The organism is Slackia exigua ATCC 700122 (assembly GCF_000162875.1).
Taxonomy (GTDB): Bacteria; Actinomycetota; Coriobacteriia; order Coriobacteriales; family Eggerthellaceae; genus Slackia; species Slackia exigua.
In genome coordinates this window covers 81,689-99,260 of the sequence record NZ_GG700630.1, presented here as the reverse complement: position 1 = coordinate 99,260, position 17,572 = coordinate 81,689, and the positions used below count along the sequence as shown (strand labels likewise).

The 17,572-nt window shown below is 61.3% G+C and carries 15 protein-coding genes; 6 read left to right on the top strand and 9 right to left on the bottom strand.

Annotation, left to right across the window (positions count from 1 at the left end):
- The first annotated feature begins 32 nt into the window (after positions 1-32).
- A complete protein-coding gene (gene mscL / locus HMPREF0762_RS00435) occupies positions 33-461 on the top strand; it encodes a large conductance mechanosensitive channel protein MscL (protein ID WP_006361349.1) in 429 nt (142 codons plus the stop codon).
- A 140-nt stretch (positions 462-601) separates the two neighbouring features.
- On the opposite strand, the gene HMPREF0762_RS00430 is transcribed toward mscL, so the two are convergent.
- Positions 602-2,875, bottom strand: coding sequence for a molybdopterin-containing oxidoreductase family protein (locus tag HMPREF0762_RS00430; RefSeq protein ID WP_115314178.1), 2,274 nt, complete (start codon positions 2,873-2,875; stop codon positions 602-604).
- The gene (locus tag HMPREF0762_RS00425; RefSeq protein WP_040618728.1) at positions 2,872-3,675 is read right to left on the bottom strand and encodes a 4Fe-4S dicluster domain-containing protein; all 804 of its coding nucleotides are present in this window, start codon (positions 3,673-3,675) and stop codon (positions 2,872-2,874) included. The genes HMPREF0762_RS00430 and HMPREF0762_RS00425 overlap by 4 nt, the downstream gene beginning before the upstream one ends.
- A gap of 251 nt (positions 3,676-3,926) precedes the next feature.
- Between HMPREF0762_RS00425 and HMPREF0762_RS00420 the strand changes: the two genes are divergently transcribed.
- The gene (locus HMPREF0762_RS00420) at positions 3,927-4,628 is read left to right on the top strand and encodes a Crp/Fnr family transcriptional regulator (protein WP_006361345.1); all 702 of its coding nucleotides are present in this window, start codon (positions 3,927-3,929) and stop codon (positions 4,626-4,628) included.
- 66 nt (positions 4,629-4,694) lie between these two features.
- Here the strand turns inward: HMPREF0762_RS00420 and HMPREF0762_RS00415 are convergent, their stop codons facing one another.
- The gene (locus tag HMPREF0762_RS00415; protein WP_006361344.1) at positions 4,695-6,083 is read right to left on the bottom strand and encodes an APC family permease; all 1,389 of its coding nucleotides are present in this window, start codon (positions 6,081-6,083) and stop codon (positions 4,695-4,697) included.
- Between the two features lie 657 nt (positions 6,084-6,740).
- On the opposite strand from HMPREF0762_RS00415, the gene HMPREF0762_RS00410 reads away from it, so the two are divergent.
- On the top strand, positions 6,741-7,391 hold the full coding sequence (locus HMPREF0762_RS00410; protein ID WP_006361342.1) for a TetR/AcrR family transcriptional regulator: 651 nt from the start codon (positions 6,741-6,743) through the stop codon (positions 7,389-7,391).
- Positions 7,392-7,544: 153 nt separating this feature from the next.
- Here HMPREF0762_RS00410 and HMPREF0762_RS00405 read toward each other — a convergent pair whose 3' ends face one another.
- The 5 genes from HMPREF0762_RS00405 to HMPREF0762_RS00385 form a co-directional block, all read right to left on the bottom strand.
- The gene (locus tag HMPREF0762_RS00405) at positions 7,545-7,907 is read right to left on the bottom strand and encodes a DUF1667 domain-containing protein (protein ID WP_006361341.1); all 363 of its coding nucleotides are present in this window, start codon (positions 7,905-7,907) and stop codon (positions 7,545-7,547) included.
- A gap of 2 nt (positions 7,908-7,909) precedes the next feature.
- Positions 7,910-9,199, bottom strand: coding sequence for an NAD(P)/FAD-dependent oxidoreductase (locus tag HMPREF0762_RS00400; RefSeq protein WP_006361340.1), 1,290 nt, complete (start codon positions 9,197-9,199; stop codon positions 7,910-7,912).
- Complete coding sequence (locus HMPREF0762_RS00395; protein ID WP_006361339.1) at positions 9,196-10,704, bottom strand: NAD(P)/FAD-dependent oxidoreductase; 1,509 nt, start codon at positions 10,702-10,704, stop codon at positions 9,196-9,198. Before HMPREF0762_RS00395 ends, HMPREF0762_RS00400 begins: the two co-directional genes overlap by 4 nt.
- A 310-nt stretch (positions 10,705-11,014) precedes the next feature.
- On the bottom strand, positions 11,015-11,950 hold the full coding sequence (locus HMPREF0762_RS00390) for an SPFH domain-containing protein (RefSeq protein ID WP_006361337.1): 936 nt from the start codon (positions 11,948-11,950) through the stop codon (positions 11,015-11,017).
- 215 nt (positions 11,951-12,165) lie between these two features.
- On the bottom strand, positions 12,166-13,215 hold the full coding sequence (locus HMPREF0762_RS00385; RefSeq protein WP_006361335.1) for an inorganic phosphate transporter: 1,050 nt from the start codon (positions 13,213-13,215) through the stop codon (positions 12,166-12,168).
- Between the two features lie 320 nt (positions 13,216-13,535).
- Between HMPREF0762_RS00385 and hcp the strand changes: the two genes are divergently transcribed.
- The 3 genes from hcp (at position 13,536) to HMPREF0762_RS00370 (ending at position 16,765) form a co-directional block, all read left to right on the top strand.
- Positions 13,536-15,122 carry a hydroxylamine reductase gene (gene hcp / locus HMPREF0762_RS00380; RefSeq protein ID WP_006361333.1) on the top strand — a complete coding sequence of 529 codons (1,587 nt, stop codon included), beginning with the start codon at positions 13,536-13,538 and terminating at the stop codon, positions 15,120-15,122.
- Between the two features lie 271 nt (positions 15,123-15,393).
- Positions 15,394-15,885 carry an HD domain-containing protein gene (locus HMPREF0762_RS00375; RefSeq protein WP_040619119.1) on the top strand — a complete coding sequence of 164 codons (492 nt, stop codon included), beginning with the start codon at positions 15,394-15,396 and terminating at the stop codon, positions 15,883-15,885.
- Positions 15,875-16,765: a putative ABC transporter permease gene (locus tag HMPREF0762_RS00370; protein ID WP_006361331.1), complete on the top strand. Its 891-nt coding sequence runs from the start codon at positions 15,875-15,877 to the stop codon at positions 16,763-16,765. Before HMPREF0762_RS00375 ends, HMPREF0762_RS00370 begins: the two co-directional genes overlap by 11 nt.
- A 143-nt stretch (positions 16,766-16,908) precedes the next feature.
- Here HMPREF0762_RS00370 and HMPREF0762_RS00365 read toward each other — a convergent pair whose 3' ends face one another.
- The gene (locus HMPREF0762_RS00365; protein WP_006361330.1) at positions 16,909-17,553 is read right to left on the bottom strand and encodes a TorD/DmsD family molecular chaperone; all 645 of its coding nucleotides are present in this window, start codon (positions 17,551-17,553) and stop codon (positions 16,909-16,911) included.
- Positions 17,554-17,572: the final 19 nt, after the last annotated feature.

The following is a 17,572-nucleotide window of genomic DNA, read 5'->3' as shown; positions in this document are numbered from 1 at the left end:
TTGCCGAATCGAAACCGAGAAAGAAGGACCCCATGAAGATCGTGAACGAGTTCAAGGAATTCATCTCCAAAGGCAATGTCATGGATATGGCCGTCGGCATCATCATCGGCGGCGCATTCACCGCGATCGTCACATCGCTGACCAACGACATCATCAACCCGTTCATCAAGCTGGTGACGGGCGGCGGCGCCGAGGTCGCGGGACTCACCATTCCCGTGCCGGGTACCGAGAACGGCATCGATTTCGGCGCCTTCATCAGCGCCGTCATCAATTTCCTGATCATCGCGCTCGTCGTGTTCTTCCTCATCAAGGCCGTGAACGAATTCAAGAACCGCTTGATCAAGGAAGAGGCCGCCAAGCCCACCCCCACCTGCCCTTTCTGCAAGGAAGAGCTCAAGGAGGGCGCGACGCGCTGCCCGCATTGCGCCGGCGAGCTGCCCGCTCCTGCCAATGCCGCATAGACGGCTCCGCATCTCTCGTCCGCCGCATTCCTGCGTGCCCGCATCTTCGAATCGGCCGCCGTCGCCTGCAGCGAAAGGCGGCCGATCCATGCGTACCGAGCCTGTCGCGACGCGCTGGAAACCCGAAATCTCGGCGATCCTCACATGGCCTTCGGGGACGGGTAGCCCTTGCCCGTGCTTTCCACCTGGCAAAGCGCCGAGCGGAAAGGCGGAAATCCCGTGATGGGATCGAAGTCGCGCGATGTCAACAGGTTGATGTCGGCCTGGTGCCAGCCATGGAGCACGTCTACGACGCCCGGAAGGACCATGTTGGTGACCTCAGCGTTCACCACCACCTCGCCGAACTGGTTGAATACGCGCACCTGCTCCCCGTCGCCGATGCCGCGCTCCTTCGCATCGAACGGATGCAGCCGGACGACCGGCCTTGGCATGAATTGGTTCAGCCAAGGAAGGTTGCGCAGCTTCGAATGGGTGTAGTACGGCGCGCGGCCGCCCGTGTTGAGGACGAGCGGATACGTCTGCGCAAGATCGGGCGTGCTGACCGGGCTGTACACCGGCTCTTCATAGACGGGACGTCCTTCGAAGCCTAGATCCTGAAGCACGTTGGAGACGAATTCGATCTTGCCGCTCGGCGTGTTGAATCCAGGTTCGCCGTCCTTGCGGATCTTGCCGCTCTCGTACTTCCTGATGTCCTTATTGCCGCCGGGAATCTCGATTCCCTCGGGATGCGCGCGCAGGTCGTCCACGGTGCAGCCGAGGTCGGCCTTCTCAAGCATATCGTTGAGCGCCGCTTCGACATCGCCGCCGAAGCACTCCTCCTCATAACCGAGCGCGCACCCCATTTCGAGGATGATGCGGAAGTCTTCTCGCGCCTGGCCTGCGGGCTTGACCACGGGTTCGCGGAAGAAGATCCTGCGGCCGAATATGGCGAACGGAGCCATGCGCTCGTAGCACATCGCCGCCGGCAGAATCATGTCGACATAATCGTGCGTCCATGGGCGCATGTAGTAATCGATGGCGACCGTGAATTCCATATCGCCGATGGCTTTCTGGTATTCCGGCGTCTGAGGCCACATCATCGCATTGGCGCCCAGAAGAACGCCTGCTCTCAGACGCCCGTCAGCGACCATCTCGGGAAGCCTGTTCACCTGGATCATCTTGAAATACTTGGCCCAGACGGGAAAATCGTCCTTGTCGGGCCTGATGTCTTGCAAGCCTTGCTCCATATACGATTTCTCCATACGGAAATCGGCGGTGCTCGCCGTGTAGTCGAAGGGCAGGCCTCCTGTCGGCATGGTCAGACCGCCGGGCACGTCTATGCAGCCGGTCAACGCGATGATGGAGAAGACGGCGCGTTCGAAATGGCCCACGTTGGTCGCGTGGCATGCGCCGGCAGAGCTGCTCACCAACGTAGCGGGCGTGTTCTCGCAGACGAGCCTCACGGCCGCTTCAAGCTTTTCCTTGGGAACCCAGGTGATTTCCTCGACCTTCTCGGGCGTGTATCCGGAGGCGAGCTCCTTGAGCTCATCGAAGCCGACGGTCCAGTTCTCGACGAAGTCTTTGTCGTAGAGCCCGTCGCGAATCATGATGTTGATGAAGCCGAGGGCAAGGGCGCCGTCGGTGCCGGGACGAAGCTGGAGATGGATATCGGCCAAGCCCGTCACGGTCGGCGTGATGCGCGGATCCACGACGACGAATTTGCAGCCGTCCTCCTTCCGATCCATCATCGCGCCGAAACGGTAGGGCTGTGACCAGGCGGGATTAAGCGACCAGATGAGGCACGACTTCGAATCGGGCGTAGGATCGACCCCCATGCTGAGCGACCCGAGCGTGAGAAACGTCGACATCCATGTCGCAGCCGCGCAGGTCGAACTCTCGAATCCGCATGAGGGCGATCCGAAGAGAGTCGCGACGCGCTGCATCGCCCCGCGAGGCTCCTTAGGATCTCCGCAATAGAAGAACACCTTGTCGGCACCGTAATCGTCTTTCACGCGATTGAATTCCGCCGCGATGCGCGCATAGGCGTCGTCCCAGGATATCGGCTCCCACTCAGGCGCGCCCGTACCCTTGGGGTTGGTGCGCGCCATCGGATAGAGCAGACGTTCGGGATCATAGAGCTCCTGCAGGCTGGCGATCCCCTTGGCGCAGATGGGATCGGCCCGGTACCCTTCCGTCGCGCGCGCTTCGACGCGCACGACCTTGCCGTCCTTGATCGATGCGGCGATGCCGCACTTAGGAATATGGTTGCACATGTCGCAGTACGTGAATTTGATCTCGACCGGCGCGTCTTCGGCGAAGGCGCCTTCGGGATGAATGATGTCGAAGCCCGTCGATCCGACGGCCGATACGCCTGCGGCGGCAGCTGCGCCCTTCAAAAAGGAACGGCGCGTGACCATGCATTCGGATCCTGTCATCGCTGATCCCCCTCCCGATGGCTCGAAGCATGCGCGGCGACGCCGTCATCCGCGTCCATGCGCGCCTTGCGCGCTGCATACGCAACTCCTGCAGCGGCTGCAGCCGCGACGCCCACCCCTATGCCGACGACGGCGGGATCGACCGCCGCATCGGCCTCCTCGACGGAGTTCGCGCCGATGGCGAACGGAAGCGCGCCTTCGGGCGTGCCCGCGACCGGCAGGTAATAGCATGCGGTCTCATCGACGCGCACGGCATCGTGCGAGGCGAGAAATGCGGATACGTTGCTTTCCGGGTCGTCGAGATCGCCGAAATACCGTGCCTTGCCGGGACAATTGGATACGCAGGCGGGTTTCAAGCCCTCCGCAAGCCGCTCTTCGCAGAAGATGCATTTCTCCACGACCATGCTCCTCTGCACGCCGAAGGCCTCGTAGGGCGCGGGCGCATACGCGCCGAAGAAATGCGCATCGGTCTCATTGATGCGTCGCGCCTGGTACGGACAGGCGGAGATGCAGAATCCGCACGCGATGCACGCGTCGTAGTCGACCACGACGATTCCGTCGTCGCGCTGCATGCTCGCGCCCGTCGGGCACGCATGCACGCACGGCGGATCGTCGCATTGCATGCAGGCATGCGGCACATAGGTTCGACCGGATTCCCCCACTTCGTCGCCCCACTCGTACGAATCGAGAACGTTCCATGAAACGCCTGGGCTTTGATTGTGCTGCATCTGGCACGCGACGACGCACCCTCCGCATCCTGCGCATCGACGTAGGTCGATGGCCATGCCATACCTCGCCATGATCGCTCCTTCCCCCTTGGAGCGGCCCGGATCGTCATGCCGGGCCTCTAATGATCTTCACGATATCTTTATGGAATCATCATTCAATATGCATATGCATACATCGCACGCTGGCGTGCGCAAGGTCGAAAACATGGCGTCGACCAGTCTTTTCGCGGAGTTCCGAAACAGGCGGCCACGCAATTGCGACGCACGCCGCAAGACCCTACAATCGCATAGAGGGGAAAGACCGAAGGCATGACGGGGGGATTATGGCCACGCAGCAGGACTATGATGCGATTCTCATGCCGGACCGACCGTTCAGGCAGCTTAAAATCGCACGCTATATCGACCGGGCGAAAAAGAAGAAGCTCTTCAAGGGGGAGATGCTGCGCCAGAAGGCGAACGGTCCCGACGACCTGTACTACTACTACATCGACGAAGGCCGGATCCGCATCACCTTCATGCAAGAATCAGGGGAAGGCGTCTTCGTGTACCAGCGGAACGCCGGCAATGCGTTCATGTGCGAATACAACGGCCTCGCAAGCATCGGGGACTACGCCGCACGTTTCACCGCAGTGAAGAACACCGTGCTCTACGCCTTCACGCAGAACCAGCTGTACGACCTCATACGCGAGGATAAGGATGTCTTCTTCGAGCTCATCTATGTCTACCACATGTCATTCGCCCAGTTCGGACATCGAATAAGCGGTACGGGCAACCAGAGCGCGATCGCGCGTTTCACCATGTGGGCCGACAAGCTCTGCGCGACGCGCACGCCCACGGACGACGGCATCTACATCGTTCCCTGCACGCTTACGATCAAGACGCTCTCGCAGCTGCTCATGGTGCATGTGACCACCTGCAACAAGCTCATCCTGTCGCTCGAGGGTCGGGGAATCATCCAACGTTCGCGCACCGAGCTGCGCATCGACCTTGCTGCGCTCAAGACATACGCCGAAGAGGTCCGCTGACGACGCCGCGGCCCCGACGAGCGCAGATACGCGTCGGGGCCGCATAAGGGCGCGTGAACGGGCGGCTCAGAACTGAAGGTTCTTGAACGCGTCGGGCACCTCTTTGTATCCGCGCGACTTCACGGCGCCCACGATCAGACCGATGACGAACCAGCTCACGCCAACCGTGTAGGTCAGCATGTCGAAACCGGTGAAGACGTAGGCGAGAATCACGATGCCGAACCAAGGGCAGACGATGTATTTCACGATGTTGCCGATGCCTGCACGCCTCTTCTCCTTGATGAAGAAGAACCAGAACACGGCGAAGTTCAGCATGGCGAAGGAGCTCAACGCACCGAAATTGACGAGCGTGGCAAGCGCGCCCATATCCAGGAAGAGCGATAGGATGAGCGCGATCGCGCCGATGAACAGTGCGCCCACGTACGGGGTCTGATACTTCGAATGCACCTTTCCGAAGATGGCGGGAATGGTCTTGTCGCGGCCCATGCCGTACAGCAGGCGCGAGGCAGCGGTCTGGGCGTTCATGATGTTCGCGATGCCGATGGCCACGATATTGATGACGAGCATGATCTTCTGGAACACGGGCCCGCCGATGAGCGCGACGCCCACGAAGAAGCCGTTGTCCTGATCGATATTCGCCCAATCGGGCTGAATGAGGGCGGCGATGTAGGTCTGGGCGATGAATACGACGACGATGAGCGTCAATGCGATCATGATGCCGCGCCCGATGTTCTTCTCGGGCTGCTCGGTCTCTTCCGCCAACGTGGATATGCCGTCGAAACCGAGGAAGTTCAGCGCCGCGATGGAGATGCCGGCCGCGATGAAGTGCGCGTCAACCTTGCCCGGCTGATAGATGGGATCGAGCGTGAAGGCGCCCGCACCGCCGCCTCCCAAGATGAATTTGCAGCCCAAGGCGACGAACGCGATGACGGCCAGGATCTCGATGATGAAGATGACGATATCGATGCCTTTGGTCATCGATATGCCGCGAATGGTCACGAACGTATTGAACGCGACGAAGGCGATGACCCACACATACCACGGGCTGCCCGGGATCAGCAACGTCCCCCAGTTCGCCACGATGACGTACAGCAATGCGGGAGAGAGGCAGTAGTCGAGCAGGATGAGCCAGCCGGATATGAAGCCGACATGGGGATTGATGCCGCGCTGCACATAGGAATACACCGACCCCGCGATGGGAAAGCGATTGCTCATCCGCATATAGCTCAAGGCCGTGAAGCTGATGGCGATGAAGCCGATGATGTAGACGAGCGTGGGCATGCCTTGGGACTGGAAGTCCACCAGACCGTAAATGGAATGCGGGGCGATGATGACCATGAAGAGCACGCCGTACAAGACGACGTCGCGCAGTCCCAGCCCTCTTTTCAGTTCCTGCTTGTAGCCGAACTGCTCGATGCCCGCTCCTGCGCGGACGGCTTCGCTGTTCTCCGCCATGCGAATCCTCCTCCCATGCCGATGGCCTTATGGGATGCCCTTGGGAACAGATTCGAGACGAACGTGCTGCCAGAGATATCCCGGTAAAACCTGTCTCACCTAACCGACGTCGAAGCCCGGATCGCATGCCGCATTCGCTTCAGACTCCGACTGAATCGAAGAGAACTACCTATAATACCGCTAGGTTTAAGGTGAATATAGCTCCCTTCGATTCTTTAAGCAGAGCATCTTGGTGTCTAAGGTGTGCGACATTACCTTCGAAAACGGCGGAAAGAACGAAACTATCGGCAAACGGAGGCAAGCTGCAGCGAAATGCCGTCGATGGAGCATCGGTTTCAGTTCGGAATCGCTCGATTGGCTCGAACCTCCGCATGCCTCGTCGCGAACCGAGACCAACGGCGCCGCAACGTGCCTCGCGTGCACCGCACGCCGAGCGCAGCGGAAGCATGCGCCGGGACGAAACGGCCACGAAAGGGAAATTCCGGATTACGCGACGTACACGATACGAAGTAAATCCCCCATTTTCGAGACAAAACCGATGGACATAGGACCAGCCGTAGTTTAGAAATTCACCTATCGTATACATGGATTGCCTCATGCGTGTTGATAGCGTCGTACATCCATTCACCAAGGCTATGACAGGATTCAGGTGTCTACATGAAGAAACCCGGCTCTCCCCCTTCGTTTTCCCGAGAGCAGATTGGGCGCTGCGCCTTCGATCTCATCAACGAGATCGGCATCGAGAACTTCTCCATGCGCGAGCTCGCCCAGAAAATCGGCATAAGCCCCATGGGCATCTATACGTATTTCCCTTCGAAGCGCACGCTGCTCTGCACCGTGTTTTCCATGCTCCTCAATAAGATCGACAACCATCCGATTCCCGAGGAATACTGGGAAGACACCGTGCGCCGCGAGTTCCGCTCGATGCATCAGACCTTCAAAACGCACCCGAACATCCGCCGCATGACGCTTGTCGAGTCCATCCCCTGGCCCGATCATTTCGCGCGCCATACGTATCAGCTGCACATGGACCAAGGCGTGCCCGAAGAGATCTTCACGCGGCTGTTCTGGGTCTTCAGCTCCTATTTCACCGGATTCATCGACAACGAGATGTACCTTTCGCTCGGCCGCCGCATCACCGACGGCGACGCGGATGCTCCTTGGAATCGCGAGAAGATCCACGCCTACACCGACGAGACGTTCGAAGAAGGCATCAATCTGCTCATCAACATGGCGAAGAAGAAGGCAGGCGGCGCATGTGACTGGCGCACGCCGCTCGATGCCAGCACCTGGAGCTGGACGCTGTAGACGCATCGGAGATGCAGCATGGATCAAGCTCATCCATGCTGCGGTCGGGACGGTTCCATCGTTTCTGCCCCGCGGCATCCGAACATGAAGAAGCCCGTCGGCGACCGCCGACGGGCTTCTTCATGCAATCATCGTTCGAGGGCGAGCGTCTCATCAGTCCATGTTCCGTGTGGCTATGACGTCGACGCCGGTGCCGCAGACGTTTGCCAGGACCACATCGCCGATGCGCACCGGAGGCATGATGTCAACGGAGCGCAAAGCTTCGATGCAATCGGGAATGAGGGCTTTAGGAACGGCCGAGGCCGATCTGACGCTTGCGGGCATCGTGCGGCCGTCCACGCGGACGAGCGAGGTGAGGACACGCTTCGGGTCGGTCACTTCATCGATGGCGTACGTGATGCCGCGCTTGCAGGTATTGCCCGCGACCGAGGCGACGGCGCCTTCGTCGTCGACAGCGACGTCGAGCTCGCACCCGATCGGGCAGCTCACGCATGTGAAATGTCGAACGGAAGCCATGCTTACTCCTCCTCCCCTTCGATGCGCACCTCGATGGCCGAACGGCCGGCGATGAGCGCAGGGTCGATCCTGATCTCGGACATCTCGGCGGGAACCATGACGGGGCGCTTGAATCGTTTGACCTCCACTCCATCGGCGAGCACGATGATGGATGCCTTCTTATAGATGCGACGCACGCGGAAGCGCATGAGCACCTTGGATGCCGCCCGGGCGGACACGCGTTGCGGAACCACATAGCTCACGCCCGACCCGGCGCTTACGCGTGCGGACGCGACGATATCGCCTGCGTCGTGCGCCTGTTCCGATGCCCCGACGCCGGCCAACACGAATGCGGCCGCCGCCTTGCCTGCGCCCTCGCCTTCCTCGGATACGAAGTCGACGAGATCATGGATATGCAAGACGTTGCCCGCAGAGAAGATGCCGGGGATCGTGGTCTGGTACGTCTCATCGACCGATGCCCCTGACGAACCGCGATCGATCGCGACGCCCGCCTGACGGCTCAGCTCGTTTTCAGGAATGAGTCCGACGGAGAGCAGCAGCGTGTCACACGGGATGATCTCTTCCGTGCCGGGAATGGCCGCTTTCGTCTCCTTGTCGACCTGCGATACGCCCACCGCTTCGATGCGGCTCGTACCGTGGATGGACGTGATGGTATGCAGCAGGCGCAGCGGAATGCCGTAGTCGTCCAGGCATTGCACGATATTGCGCTTCAAGCCGCTCGAGATATGCGAACGGTTGAGCACCATCTTGACGTGCGCGCCTTCGTACGCGAGACGGCGCGCGACGATCAGGCCGATGTCGCCCGATCCGAGCATCACGATCTCCTTGCCGGGCATGATGCCCTCAAGGTTGATCATGTGCTGCGCGGTGCCGGCGGTGTAGACGCCTGCCGGCCGAGCGCCCGGGATGCGCAGCGCCCCACGCGTGCGTTCGCGCGAACCCATGGCGAGGATGACCGCCTTCGCATGGACCTCGAGCATGCCTAACGTGGGGCTTACGACGCTCAAGACGCGGTCGCGCGAAAGCGACAGGACCGATGCCTCGTATTCGATTTCGATGCCGCGCATCTCCGCAGCCGCAAGTTCGCGCGCAGCGTATTCGGGACCGGTCAGCTCTTCCTTGAAGCGATGCAGGCCGAACCCGTTATGGATGCACTGCTTCAGAATGCCGCCCGTCGCGTCTTCCCGTTCGAAGATCACGACGTCCTCCACGCCCGCATCGTATGCGGCGACCGCCGCCGCAAGGCCGGCCGCACCGCCGCCGATGATCGCGATGCCTACATCACGCCTCATGCGCGGCCTCCTTCCAGAACGACCGTCGGCAGGTCGTCGAAGCAGCCGCGGTGCCCGAACGAATGCTCGGAGCCTGGGCGGCCTTTGCGGATCTCGGTGATGTCGCATCCCGTTTCACGCGCGATGATGTCGGCGACGAGCGGCAGGCAGAAGCCCCCCTGGCAGCGACCCATGCCGGCACGCGTGCGCCACTTGACGGCATCGGTCGTGCGCGCCGGCACCGGCGAATGCACGCAGGCGGCGATCTCCGCCTCGCTCACGCATTCGCAGCGGCAGACGATGCGCCCCCATGCGGGGTCTTCGGCCACGAGCCGTGCGCGGGATTCGTCGTCCAAGCGAGAGAAATCGACGGGCGCTGCGCGATGCGGATCGTGTCCTTCCCTGCGAGGAGCGGCCATGCGCGTCGCGATGGCGTCGGCGATATCCTTGCCGACGGCAGGCGCCGCGGTCAGGCCTGGAGAATCGAATCCGAGGATATTGAAGAATCCCGGCGCGTCGTCGGGTTCCCCGATGTGAAAGTCAGGATCCTCGACGCACGAGGCGCGCAGGCCGGCGAAGTTGGTGATGGCATCGCGCGCAGGAAGGTCTTTCCAGGTCTTGCGCGCATGAGCGGCCACGTAGTCGAGCCCTTCGGGCGTCGTGTACGCGGCGTCGGCGTCGTCGCGCGGCACGGCGTTCGGACCAACGATGATATTCCCGCCGGTCGTCGGGGAGACGAGCACGCCCTTGCCGGCAGCGGTAGGAACCTGGAACACCGTGGAATGGAACGCGTCGCCCCAGACGGAATCAAGCAGAAGGTATTCGCCGACGCGCGGCGTGATCGCGAACGCATGCGCGCTCACCATGTTATTGAGTTCGGCGGCATGAAGACCCGCCGCATTGACCACGAAACGCGCTTCGATGTCGATCGCCTCGGCGACCGATGCATCGCCTGCATCCGTGCGAACCGCATGCACCCGCCAAGCGTCCCCTGCACGCTCGACGCCCTCAACGTGCGTCAGAAACGAGAACGCGACGCCGTTGTCGGCCGCATTCTCCGCGAAGGCGAGGCAGGCGCCGTACGGGTCGGCGATGCCGCCGGTCGGAACCCAAAGCGCCGCGACGGCTTCGGGCGCGAGATTCGGCTCCTTGACATGCAGCGCATCGGCATCCAGAATCTCAAGGCCTTCGACGCCGTTCACCACGCCGCGCTCAAGAAGGCCTTCGAGCGTGGGAATCTCTTCATCGGAAAAGGCGACGACGAGCGATCCGCACCTCTCGAATTCGAAGCCGAGCTCGTCAGCAAGCTCCGGATACATGCACGAGCCTTCGACGTTGTAGCGAGCCTTAGCCGTGCCAGGCGCAGGATCGTAGCCGGCATGGACGATGCCGCTGTTCGCGCGCGTCGTGCCGCACGAAACGTCGTACGCCTCGTCCACCACGACCACATCCATATCGTAGAACGCAAGGTACCGTGCGCACGCGCACCCCGCTATCCCTGCCCCGATGATGCATACATCACGCATAGGCGCCTTCCCCCATACTTTCGATCGTTCGGTCGCCGAGCCGCATGAAATGGCCGAATCGCATTCTGGGCGCAGCATTCGCAAGTGTACTCCAACGACATGCATATATGCGCACGGACTTCGCAAAGGTTTGCGATGCGATGATACTTTGAGCATCAAGATAAATCGCCGCTGCGCCGATGGGATGCCGCCGCGTTCGATGCCTGCTTCGGATGCCGAAACGATACGGAGCCGTAAGAAAACAGAACCCGAACGCGCCTCCCGAGAGAAGCGACGTCCGGGTTCTCGAGGTTCCCGATATCGGATTCGGCTATTTCTCCTTCGGCAGGGCCGATCCGGCCGCGAGCATCTGCTCGAACATGGACGAGGTCTGCGTGAAGTCGCTCGGGAGCACCACCGTGGAGGCCTTGCCGGTCTTCGCGAACTCATTCATCATGTCGGTCCACTGCGTGAACAGGAAGAGCTGGTTCGCCTCGTTGGCGGACACGCCGGACTGTTTGATGACCTCGAGCGAATCGGCGATGCCGTCGGCAATGGCCTTGCGCTGGGCCGCGATGCCGCGCCCGGCCTGCTCCATGGCCTCGGCGGACGCCTTGGCCTCGGTCACGATCTTGATGCGCTCGGCTTCTGCCAAAGACTGCGCAGCGATCTGCTCGCGTTGGGCGGAATTGATGCGGTTCATGCTCTGCTCGACGTCTTTCGGCAGCGCGATGCTCGTGATGAGCGTGCCGACCAGGTCGTAGCCGTACGAAATCATGAGGGCGGACACGGTGGCGTTCACGTCGGAGGCGATGGAATCCTTCTTTTCGAACACCTCGTCGAGCGTGTAGCTCGGCACCGAGCTGCGCAGCGCGTCGATCAGATACGAGCTCATCTGCGCGACGGGATCGACCAGCATATAGTAGCTGCGATAGACGCCCGATTCCTGCGGGATCTGGCCCCAGCTCTGGTTGACGTGGTACTGCGCGGCGATATCCATCGTCACGGTGACGTTGTCCTTGGTCTTGGCGTCGATGCGGAACGACACCTGGTTCGTGCGCATATCGACGCGCTTCGCCATGCGCTCGAAATACGGGATCTTCACGTGCAGGCCGGGCCCCGTGATGCGGTTGAACTTGCCCAGACGCTCGATGATGACGAAGGTCTGCTGCTGCACGACGTAGATGAGCCCGCCCGGAAGCCCGAGTATGACCAAGACCACGACGATGAAGAGAAGGAAGGACAGAAGTCCGATGAATGCGCCCATGCATGCTCCTTTCGAAAATGACAGGGTTCATTCTCTCATAACGCATTCCCTGTCATGCGTACGTTCGAAAAGAGGCGAAGCGGACGGAAAGGGCGCGAGAAGGCTTCGTGGACGATACCGGCCGCGAAGCTCTCGAAGCATGTCCCGCGCCGAGGAAAGCCTGGAATCGACCATACGCGTTCCGGCGAGGCAAGCCTTCGCCCGACTGAAGCCGTTTAGAACACCAGGATGAAAACGCGGGCCAGCACGAATCCGATGACGCCGCACGCGGGAAACGTGAGGACCCAGGCGAGCAGCATGTTGCGCGCGATGGACCAATTCACGTTCTTGAAGCCCTTGCCTGCTCCGACGCCCATGATGGCCGAGGTCGAGCAATGCGAGGTGGACACCGGCATACCGGTCATGGACGAGAAGAACAGCGTGAACGTCGTGGTGACCGACGCGGAAAGCCCCTGGTAGATTTCAAGGTCGACCATATCCATGGCGACCGACTTGATGATGCGCTTGCCGCCGATGAACGTGCCGGCGGAAATGGCAAGAGAGCAGAGGATCATGAGCCACAGAGGAAAACCGTGCACGCCCGTCGTGTCCATGCCGAAGCTGAGCATGATGCCCATGATGCCTATGGACATGAACTTCTGGCCGTCCTGCGCGCCATGAAGGAACGCGAGCATGCAGGCAAGCACATCCTGAATCGCGGCGAACACCTTGTTGCCGGACTGCTTCGACACGCCGTTGAACAGAAGCGTCACGACCTTCACCGTGATAAGGCCCAGCACGAAACCTGCGACGAGCGAGAACACCATGCCGTAGATGACCTTCGCCCATTCTCCGATGATGACGCCTTCGAACCCGTTGAGCGCGATTGCGCCGCCCGTGACGCCCGCAATGAGCGCATGGGACTTCGAACAGGGAATGCCGAGCACCCAGCAGAACGCCCCCCAGACGATGGAGCCTATCATCGAGGCCATGAGCGCCATGAGCGCTTGATGGGAATTGCCCGAGAAATCGACCATATTGAACATCGTGCTGGCGACCGATGTGGAGATGTACGTCATGCCGATAAGGCCGACGAAGTTGAAGACAGCGGCGAGGATTAGCGCCGTGGAAGGCTTGAGGCACCGCGTGGCGACGGCGGTCGCGATGGCATTGGGGGCGTCGGTGGCGCCGGATACCACGGTCACGCCTATGACGAGGAAGATGATCACCGCAAGCGACGGATACGCCGACACTTGGTCAAGCACGGAGAAAAGAGAAAGGTCCATCGGACTCCTCGTGAACGAACCATGGTTCCTGCCCTGCGAAATGCTGGTTCATTGTAGCTCAACCGATTTCGTATATCACGTGCCGTTCATCCCCATACGTTCTCTGCAAAACCTCGAAGCACACGCATCCGCATGCACGTCGACGCCTTATCGGCATGCCAGTTTCCTTCCTCTCGAAGTTACCCTCGGCGAACCTGAAGAGACCCTTCACATGTTGTCATGCCAACATACGGATGCCTTCATCGTCCCTATCGTTCGAATCACCGTTTTGGGGGACTCCGAGGCGCATCGCGTCCCGGACGGACAGAAAGAAGGAATCCATGAGCAACGAGATGTTCTGCTTCCAGTGCGAGCAGACCGCAAGCTGCACCGCCTGCACCGGCCATGCCGGCGTATGCGGCAAGACCGCCGAGGTCGCCGACGACCAGGATAAGCTTACGGGCGCGCTCATCGGCCTCGCCCGCACCTGCGCCAAAGGCGCGCAGGCCACCGACGAGACCTACGGCCTTGTCATCGACGGCCTGTTCACCACCGTCACCAACGTGAATTTCAACGATGAGACCGTCAACGCCCTCATCGACCGCATCCATGCGGAGTCCGCCGCGCTCGCTTCGGCGGCCGGCATCGACGCCGCCGCCGATTACGACGTCGCGAACATCTGGAACGACGACGAGGACATCCGCTCCCTCAAGTCCCTCATCCTCTTCGGCCTGCGCGGCACTTCCGCCTACGCATCCCATGCGCGCGTTCTCGGCAAAACCGACGCCGTCGCCGACGCGTTCTTCCTCGAGGCGCTTGCCGCGCTCGGCGAGGAAGGCTCCATGGATTCCCTCCTTCCGCTCGTGATCAAGACCGGCGAAGTCAACCTCGCCGTCATGGGCCTGCTCGACGCTGCCAACACCGGCGCGTTCGGCACGCCGGAGCCCACCGAGGTCACTCTGGACGTCGAAGCCGGCCCCTTCATCGTCATCACCGGCCATGACTTGGGCGACATCAAGGCCCTGCTCGAGCAGACCGAAGGCCGTGGCGTCAACGTCTACACCCACAGCGAGATGCTGCCCGCCCACGGCTATCCCGAGTTGAAGAAGTATCCGCACCTCAAGGGCAACTTCGGCACCGCTTGGCAGAATCAGCGCACCGAGTTCGCGAACATCCCGGCGCCGATCCTGTTCACCACCAACTGCCTCATGCCCCCTGCGAAATCCTACGCCGACCGCGTTTTCACGACCGGCGAGGTCTCCTTCCCCGGCACTCCGCACATCGGCGCGGACAAGGACTTCACGCCTGTTATCGAGCGTGCGCTCGAACTGGGAGGCTACTCCGAGACCCAGCGCTTCACCGGCATCAACGGCGGCTCCAAGGTGACCACGGGCTTCGGCCAAGGCACCGTCCTGTCCATCGCAGGCGACGTCGTCGAGGCCGTCAAGGCCGGCAAGATCCGCCATTTCTTCCTGGTCGGCGGCTGCGACGGTGCACGCAACGGACGCAACTACTACACCGACTTCGTCAAGCAGACCCCGTCCGACACCGTCATTCTGACGCTTGCCTGCGGCAAGTACCGCTTCAACGACCTTGACCTGGGCTGCGTTCCCGGCACTTCCATCCCTCGCCTGCTCGATGTGGGCCAGTGCAACGACGCATACGGCGCCATCCAGATCGCCGTCGCCCTTGCCGGCGCGTTCGAATGCGGCGTGAACGACCTGCCGTTGTCCATGGTGCTTTCCTGGTACGAGCAGAAAGCCGTATGCATCCTGCTGACGCTTCTGTCCCTCGGCATCCAGGGCATCAAGCTCGGTCCCACCCTGCCGGCGTTCGTAAGCCCCAACGTTTTGAACTTCCTGGTCGAGAACTACCGGATCGCTCCGACCACCACTCCCGAGGCCGACCTCGCCGAACTCCTCGGCTAGACGGCGTGCGCCATCCATCTCCCGCCGGCTGCGGCAGCTCGGCCGCCGCGCGTCCGCTTCCCCATACTGTGCGCGATGCGCCGTGGGCGGCTTCCCCTCCATCGGACGGGCCTGCATGGATCACTCATGCAGGCCCGCCTCGCATGCGTGGGGTTTTCCGGCTGAAACCGTTCCGTCACACGGCATCCGCACGCAGTCGGTATACTTTCAGCTCGGCAATGAACGACCGCGCGCCAAGCAAGGCGCCGAAGACGATATCGAGGATCTACGCATGGAAACGCCGATCGAAGTCGTGCGCACGCACGGCCGGGACATCCTTGCATCGGAAGGCATGCAGCTCGAGAAGACCTTCATGCAGCATGGCGACGTCAGCGTCTACGCACACAGCGTCGGCGCAGCCTGCATGAGCATCCGCATCGCGCGCGCGTTGAATATCAGGCTCGACGAGCGCTCGCTCGTGCGCGGCGCCCTGCTGCACGACTACTTCCTCTACGACTGGCATGTTCCCGGCCCCGAGAACCACCGTCATGCCACGATGCACGCGCGCTATGCCTTGCGCAATGCCGAGCGCGACTTCGTTCTCAACGACATAGAACGCAACGTGATCGAACGGCATATGTTTCCCGTGAATCTGCGGCCGCCTTCGACGAAGGAAGCGGCCGTCCTCTGCCTCGCCGACAAGATCTGCGCTACGCAGGAAACCGTCGCGGGCTTCGCGAAAGCGGCCCTTGCGTTCTTCAGGGGCCCTGCAAATGACCTATGATCTCGCCCTTCTGTTCCTGTCCTTCCTCTTCTACAGCTTCTGCGGCTGGCTTTTCGAGGTCATCTATTGCTCCCTCAAGGAAGATCGGCTGATCAACCGCGGATTCCTGAACGGACCGTACTGCCCCATCTACGGCGCCGGCGCCATTGCGGCGGTGATTCTGTTCGGCGATGTGCGAAACCCCATCGCCCTCTTCTTCGCGAGCGCCTGCACCTGCACCGTCATGGAGTACGCCACATCGTATGCGATGGAGCGCATCTTCCACGCGCGCTGGTGGGATTACGACGGACGTTTCCTCAACCTCAACGGACGCGTCTGCCTGGCAGGGTTCATGCTGTTCGGCGTCGCCTGCATCGTCGTGATACGCATCATCCATCCTGCGCTCGCGAGCTTGGCGGAAGCCGTTCCCGTCAAAGCCGTCGTCATCGTCGGAAGCGCCGCGTTCGTCGCGTTCGTCGCGGACATTATCGTCACCGGCATCGGGCTTGCGAACCTGAGGGCGCGCTTCGATGCTTTCTATGCGGGCGTATCCGATCGCACCCGCGCGCTCTACGAAGCGCTTGCCGCCGAGGAAGGGGCGTTCGAACGGGTCAGGAACGCGCTGCCTCAGAATGCCGCGACCGAAGGCATGGCTGCAGCGGCGTCCAAAGGGCTTGATCTTTTGCGCAGCATACCCGCCAACCGCGTCGCCGGCGACATGTACCGGCGCTTGAAGGATCGCGGCGTGGATCTTTCGCCTGCCGATCTGATCGATGCGTTCCAAAGCAAGCTCAACGACCAGGAGCGCCGCATCTTCGCCGCATTCCCTCATCTGCAGGCGATCGATTACAAGGAAGAATTCGCCAAGCTGCGCGAACGCATCGACCCGCGTGCGAAATAGCGCATCGGTGCGCCGCGAACGCGAAAAGGATCGATTCCGGAGAAAGTCAGGAATCGATCCTTGGCAGCATGATCGCACGCATCGGACGCATAAGGGAACACGGCCCGATTTCGGAGCCTTGAAGCGCCGCCGACGCTGCAGATTTACGATGCCGCCTCTTCGACGAAGCGTTTGAGAAGCGCCTTCTCTATCGCGAGCACGTGCGAGAAGAAGCCGCCCTGCGCCGCGGATTCGACGGATTCGGCAAGCTTGTCGATCCATGCGAGCGGATGAACATGCACGAAACGGACGGTCGAACCCCTATCGAACGGAGGATGCGAACCTCCCGTCGCATGGTTGGCGCATGCGACGGAAAGATAGAGGAGCTCGAGTCCCATGTGGTCTTCATACTGCTTGTTGATCTGAGCAAGCGTCACACCTGCACAACGCATGAGCTCGCGCATCTCGTGCGTGGCCCGTCCGAACCCGACGTTCGTGCCGCCTGCGCTATGCATGGTTTCCCAGGGTGCGGCTGCGGGACGCGGCGGACCGACGAACAGGCGCGTATATTCGACCGATATATCGGTTACAGGATCGTTGACGGGATGCGCGACGACGTCTGCCACATAGTCGGCCATGGATTCGAGCTCGTCTTCAAGAACGACGCTTCCGAAATTCGGGAACGAGCGCCAGAACCCAGGATCAAGAGCCGGCCCTTGCGTCTGCGACAAGGGTGCAAGCAGGGTATTTCCGATGAATGCGAACGCTTCAGAATACGCCTGCCAATCTTCTTGGGAACGCATCCCCATGTCTGCACCTTTCAATCGA

Excerpts from the sequence above, each read along its gene's own strand:
- mscL (WP_006361349.1), top strand. The coding sequence starts at position 33 with ATGAAGATCGTGAACGAGTTCAAGGAATTCATCTCCAAAGGCAATGTC.
- HMPREF0762_RS00430 (WP_115314178.1), bottom strand. The coding sequence starts at position 2,875 with ATGACAGGATCCGAATGCATGGTCACGCGCCGTTCCTTTTTGAAGGGC.
- HMPREF0762_RS00425 (WP_040618728.1), bottom strand. The coding sequence starts at position 3,675 with ATGGCGAGGTATGGCATGGCCATCGACCTACGTCGATGCGCAGGATGC.
- HMPREF0762_RS00420 (WP_006361345.1), top strand. The coding sequence starts at position 3,927 with ATGGCCACGCAGCAGGACTATGATGCGATTCTCATGCCGGACCGACCG.
- HMPREF0762_RS00415 (WP_006361344.1), bottom strand. The coding sequence starts at position 6,083 with ATGGCGGAGAACAGCGAAGCCGTCCGCGCAGGAGCGGGCATCGAGCAG.
- HMPREF0762_RS00410 (WP_006361342.1), top strand. The coding sequence starts at position 6,741 with ATGAAGAAACCCGGCTCTCCCCCTTCGTTTTCCCGAGAGCAGATTGGG.
- HMPREF0762_RS00405 (WP_006361341.1), bottom strand. The coding sequence starts at position 7,907 with ATGGCTTCCGTTCGACATTTCACATGCGTGAGCTGCCCGATCGGGTGC.
- HMPREF0762_RS00400 (WP_006361340.1), bottom strand. The coding sequence starts at position 9,199 with ATGAGGCGTGATGTAGGCATCGCGATCATCGGCGGCGGTGCGGCCGGC.
- HMPREF0762_RS00395 (WP_006361339.1), bottom strand. The coding sequence starts at position 10,704 with ATGCGTGATGTATGCATCATCGGGGCAGGGATAGCGGGGTGCGCGTGC.
- HMPREF0762_RS00390 (WP_006361337.1), bottom strand. The coding sequence starts at position 11,950 with ATGGGCGCATTCATCGGACTTCTGTCCTTCCTTCTCTTCATCGTCGTG.
- HMPREF0762_RS00385 (WP_006361335.1), bottom strand. The coding sequence starts at position 13,215 with ATGGACCTTTCTCTTTTCTCCGTGCTTGACCAAGTGTCGGCGTATCCG.
- hcp (WP_006361333.1), top strand. The coding sequence starts at position 13,536 with ATGAGCAACGAGATGTTCTGCTTCCAGTGCGAGCAGACCGCAAGCTGC.
- HMPREF0762_RS00375 (WP_040619119.1), top strand. The coding sequence starts at position 15,394 with ATGGAAACGCCGATCGAAGTCGTGCGCACGCACGGCCGGGACATCCTT.
- HMPREF0762_RS00370 (WP_006361331.1), top strand. The coding sequence starts at position 15,875 with ATGACCTATGATCTCGCCCTTCTGTTCCTGTCCTTCCTCTTCTACAGC.
- HMPREF0762_RS00365 (WP_006361330.1), bottom strand. The coding sequence starts at position 17,553 with ATGGGGATGCGTTCCCAAGAAGATTGGCAGGCGTATTCTGAAGCGTTC.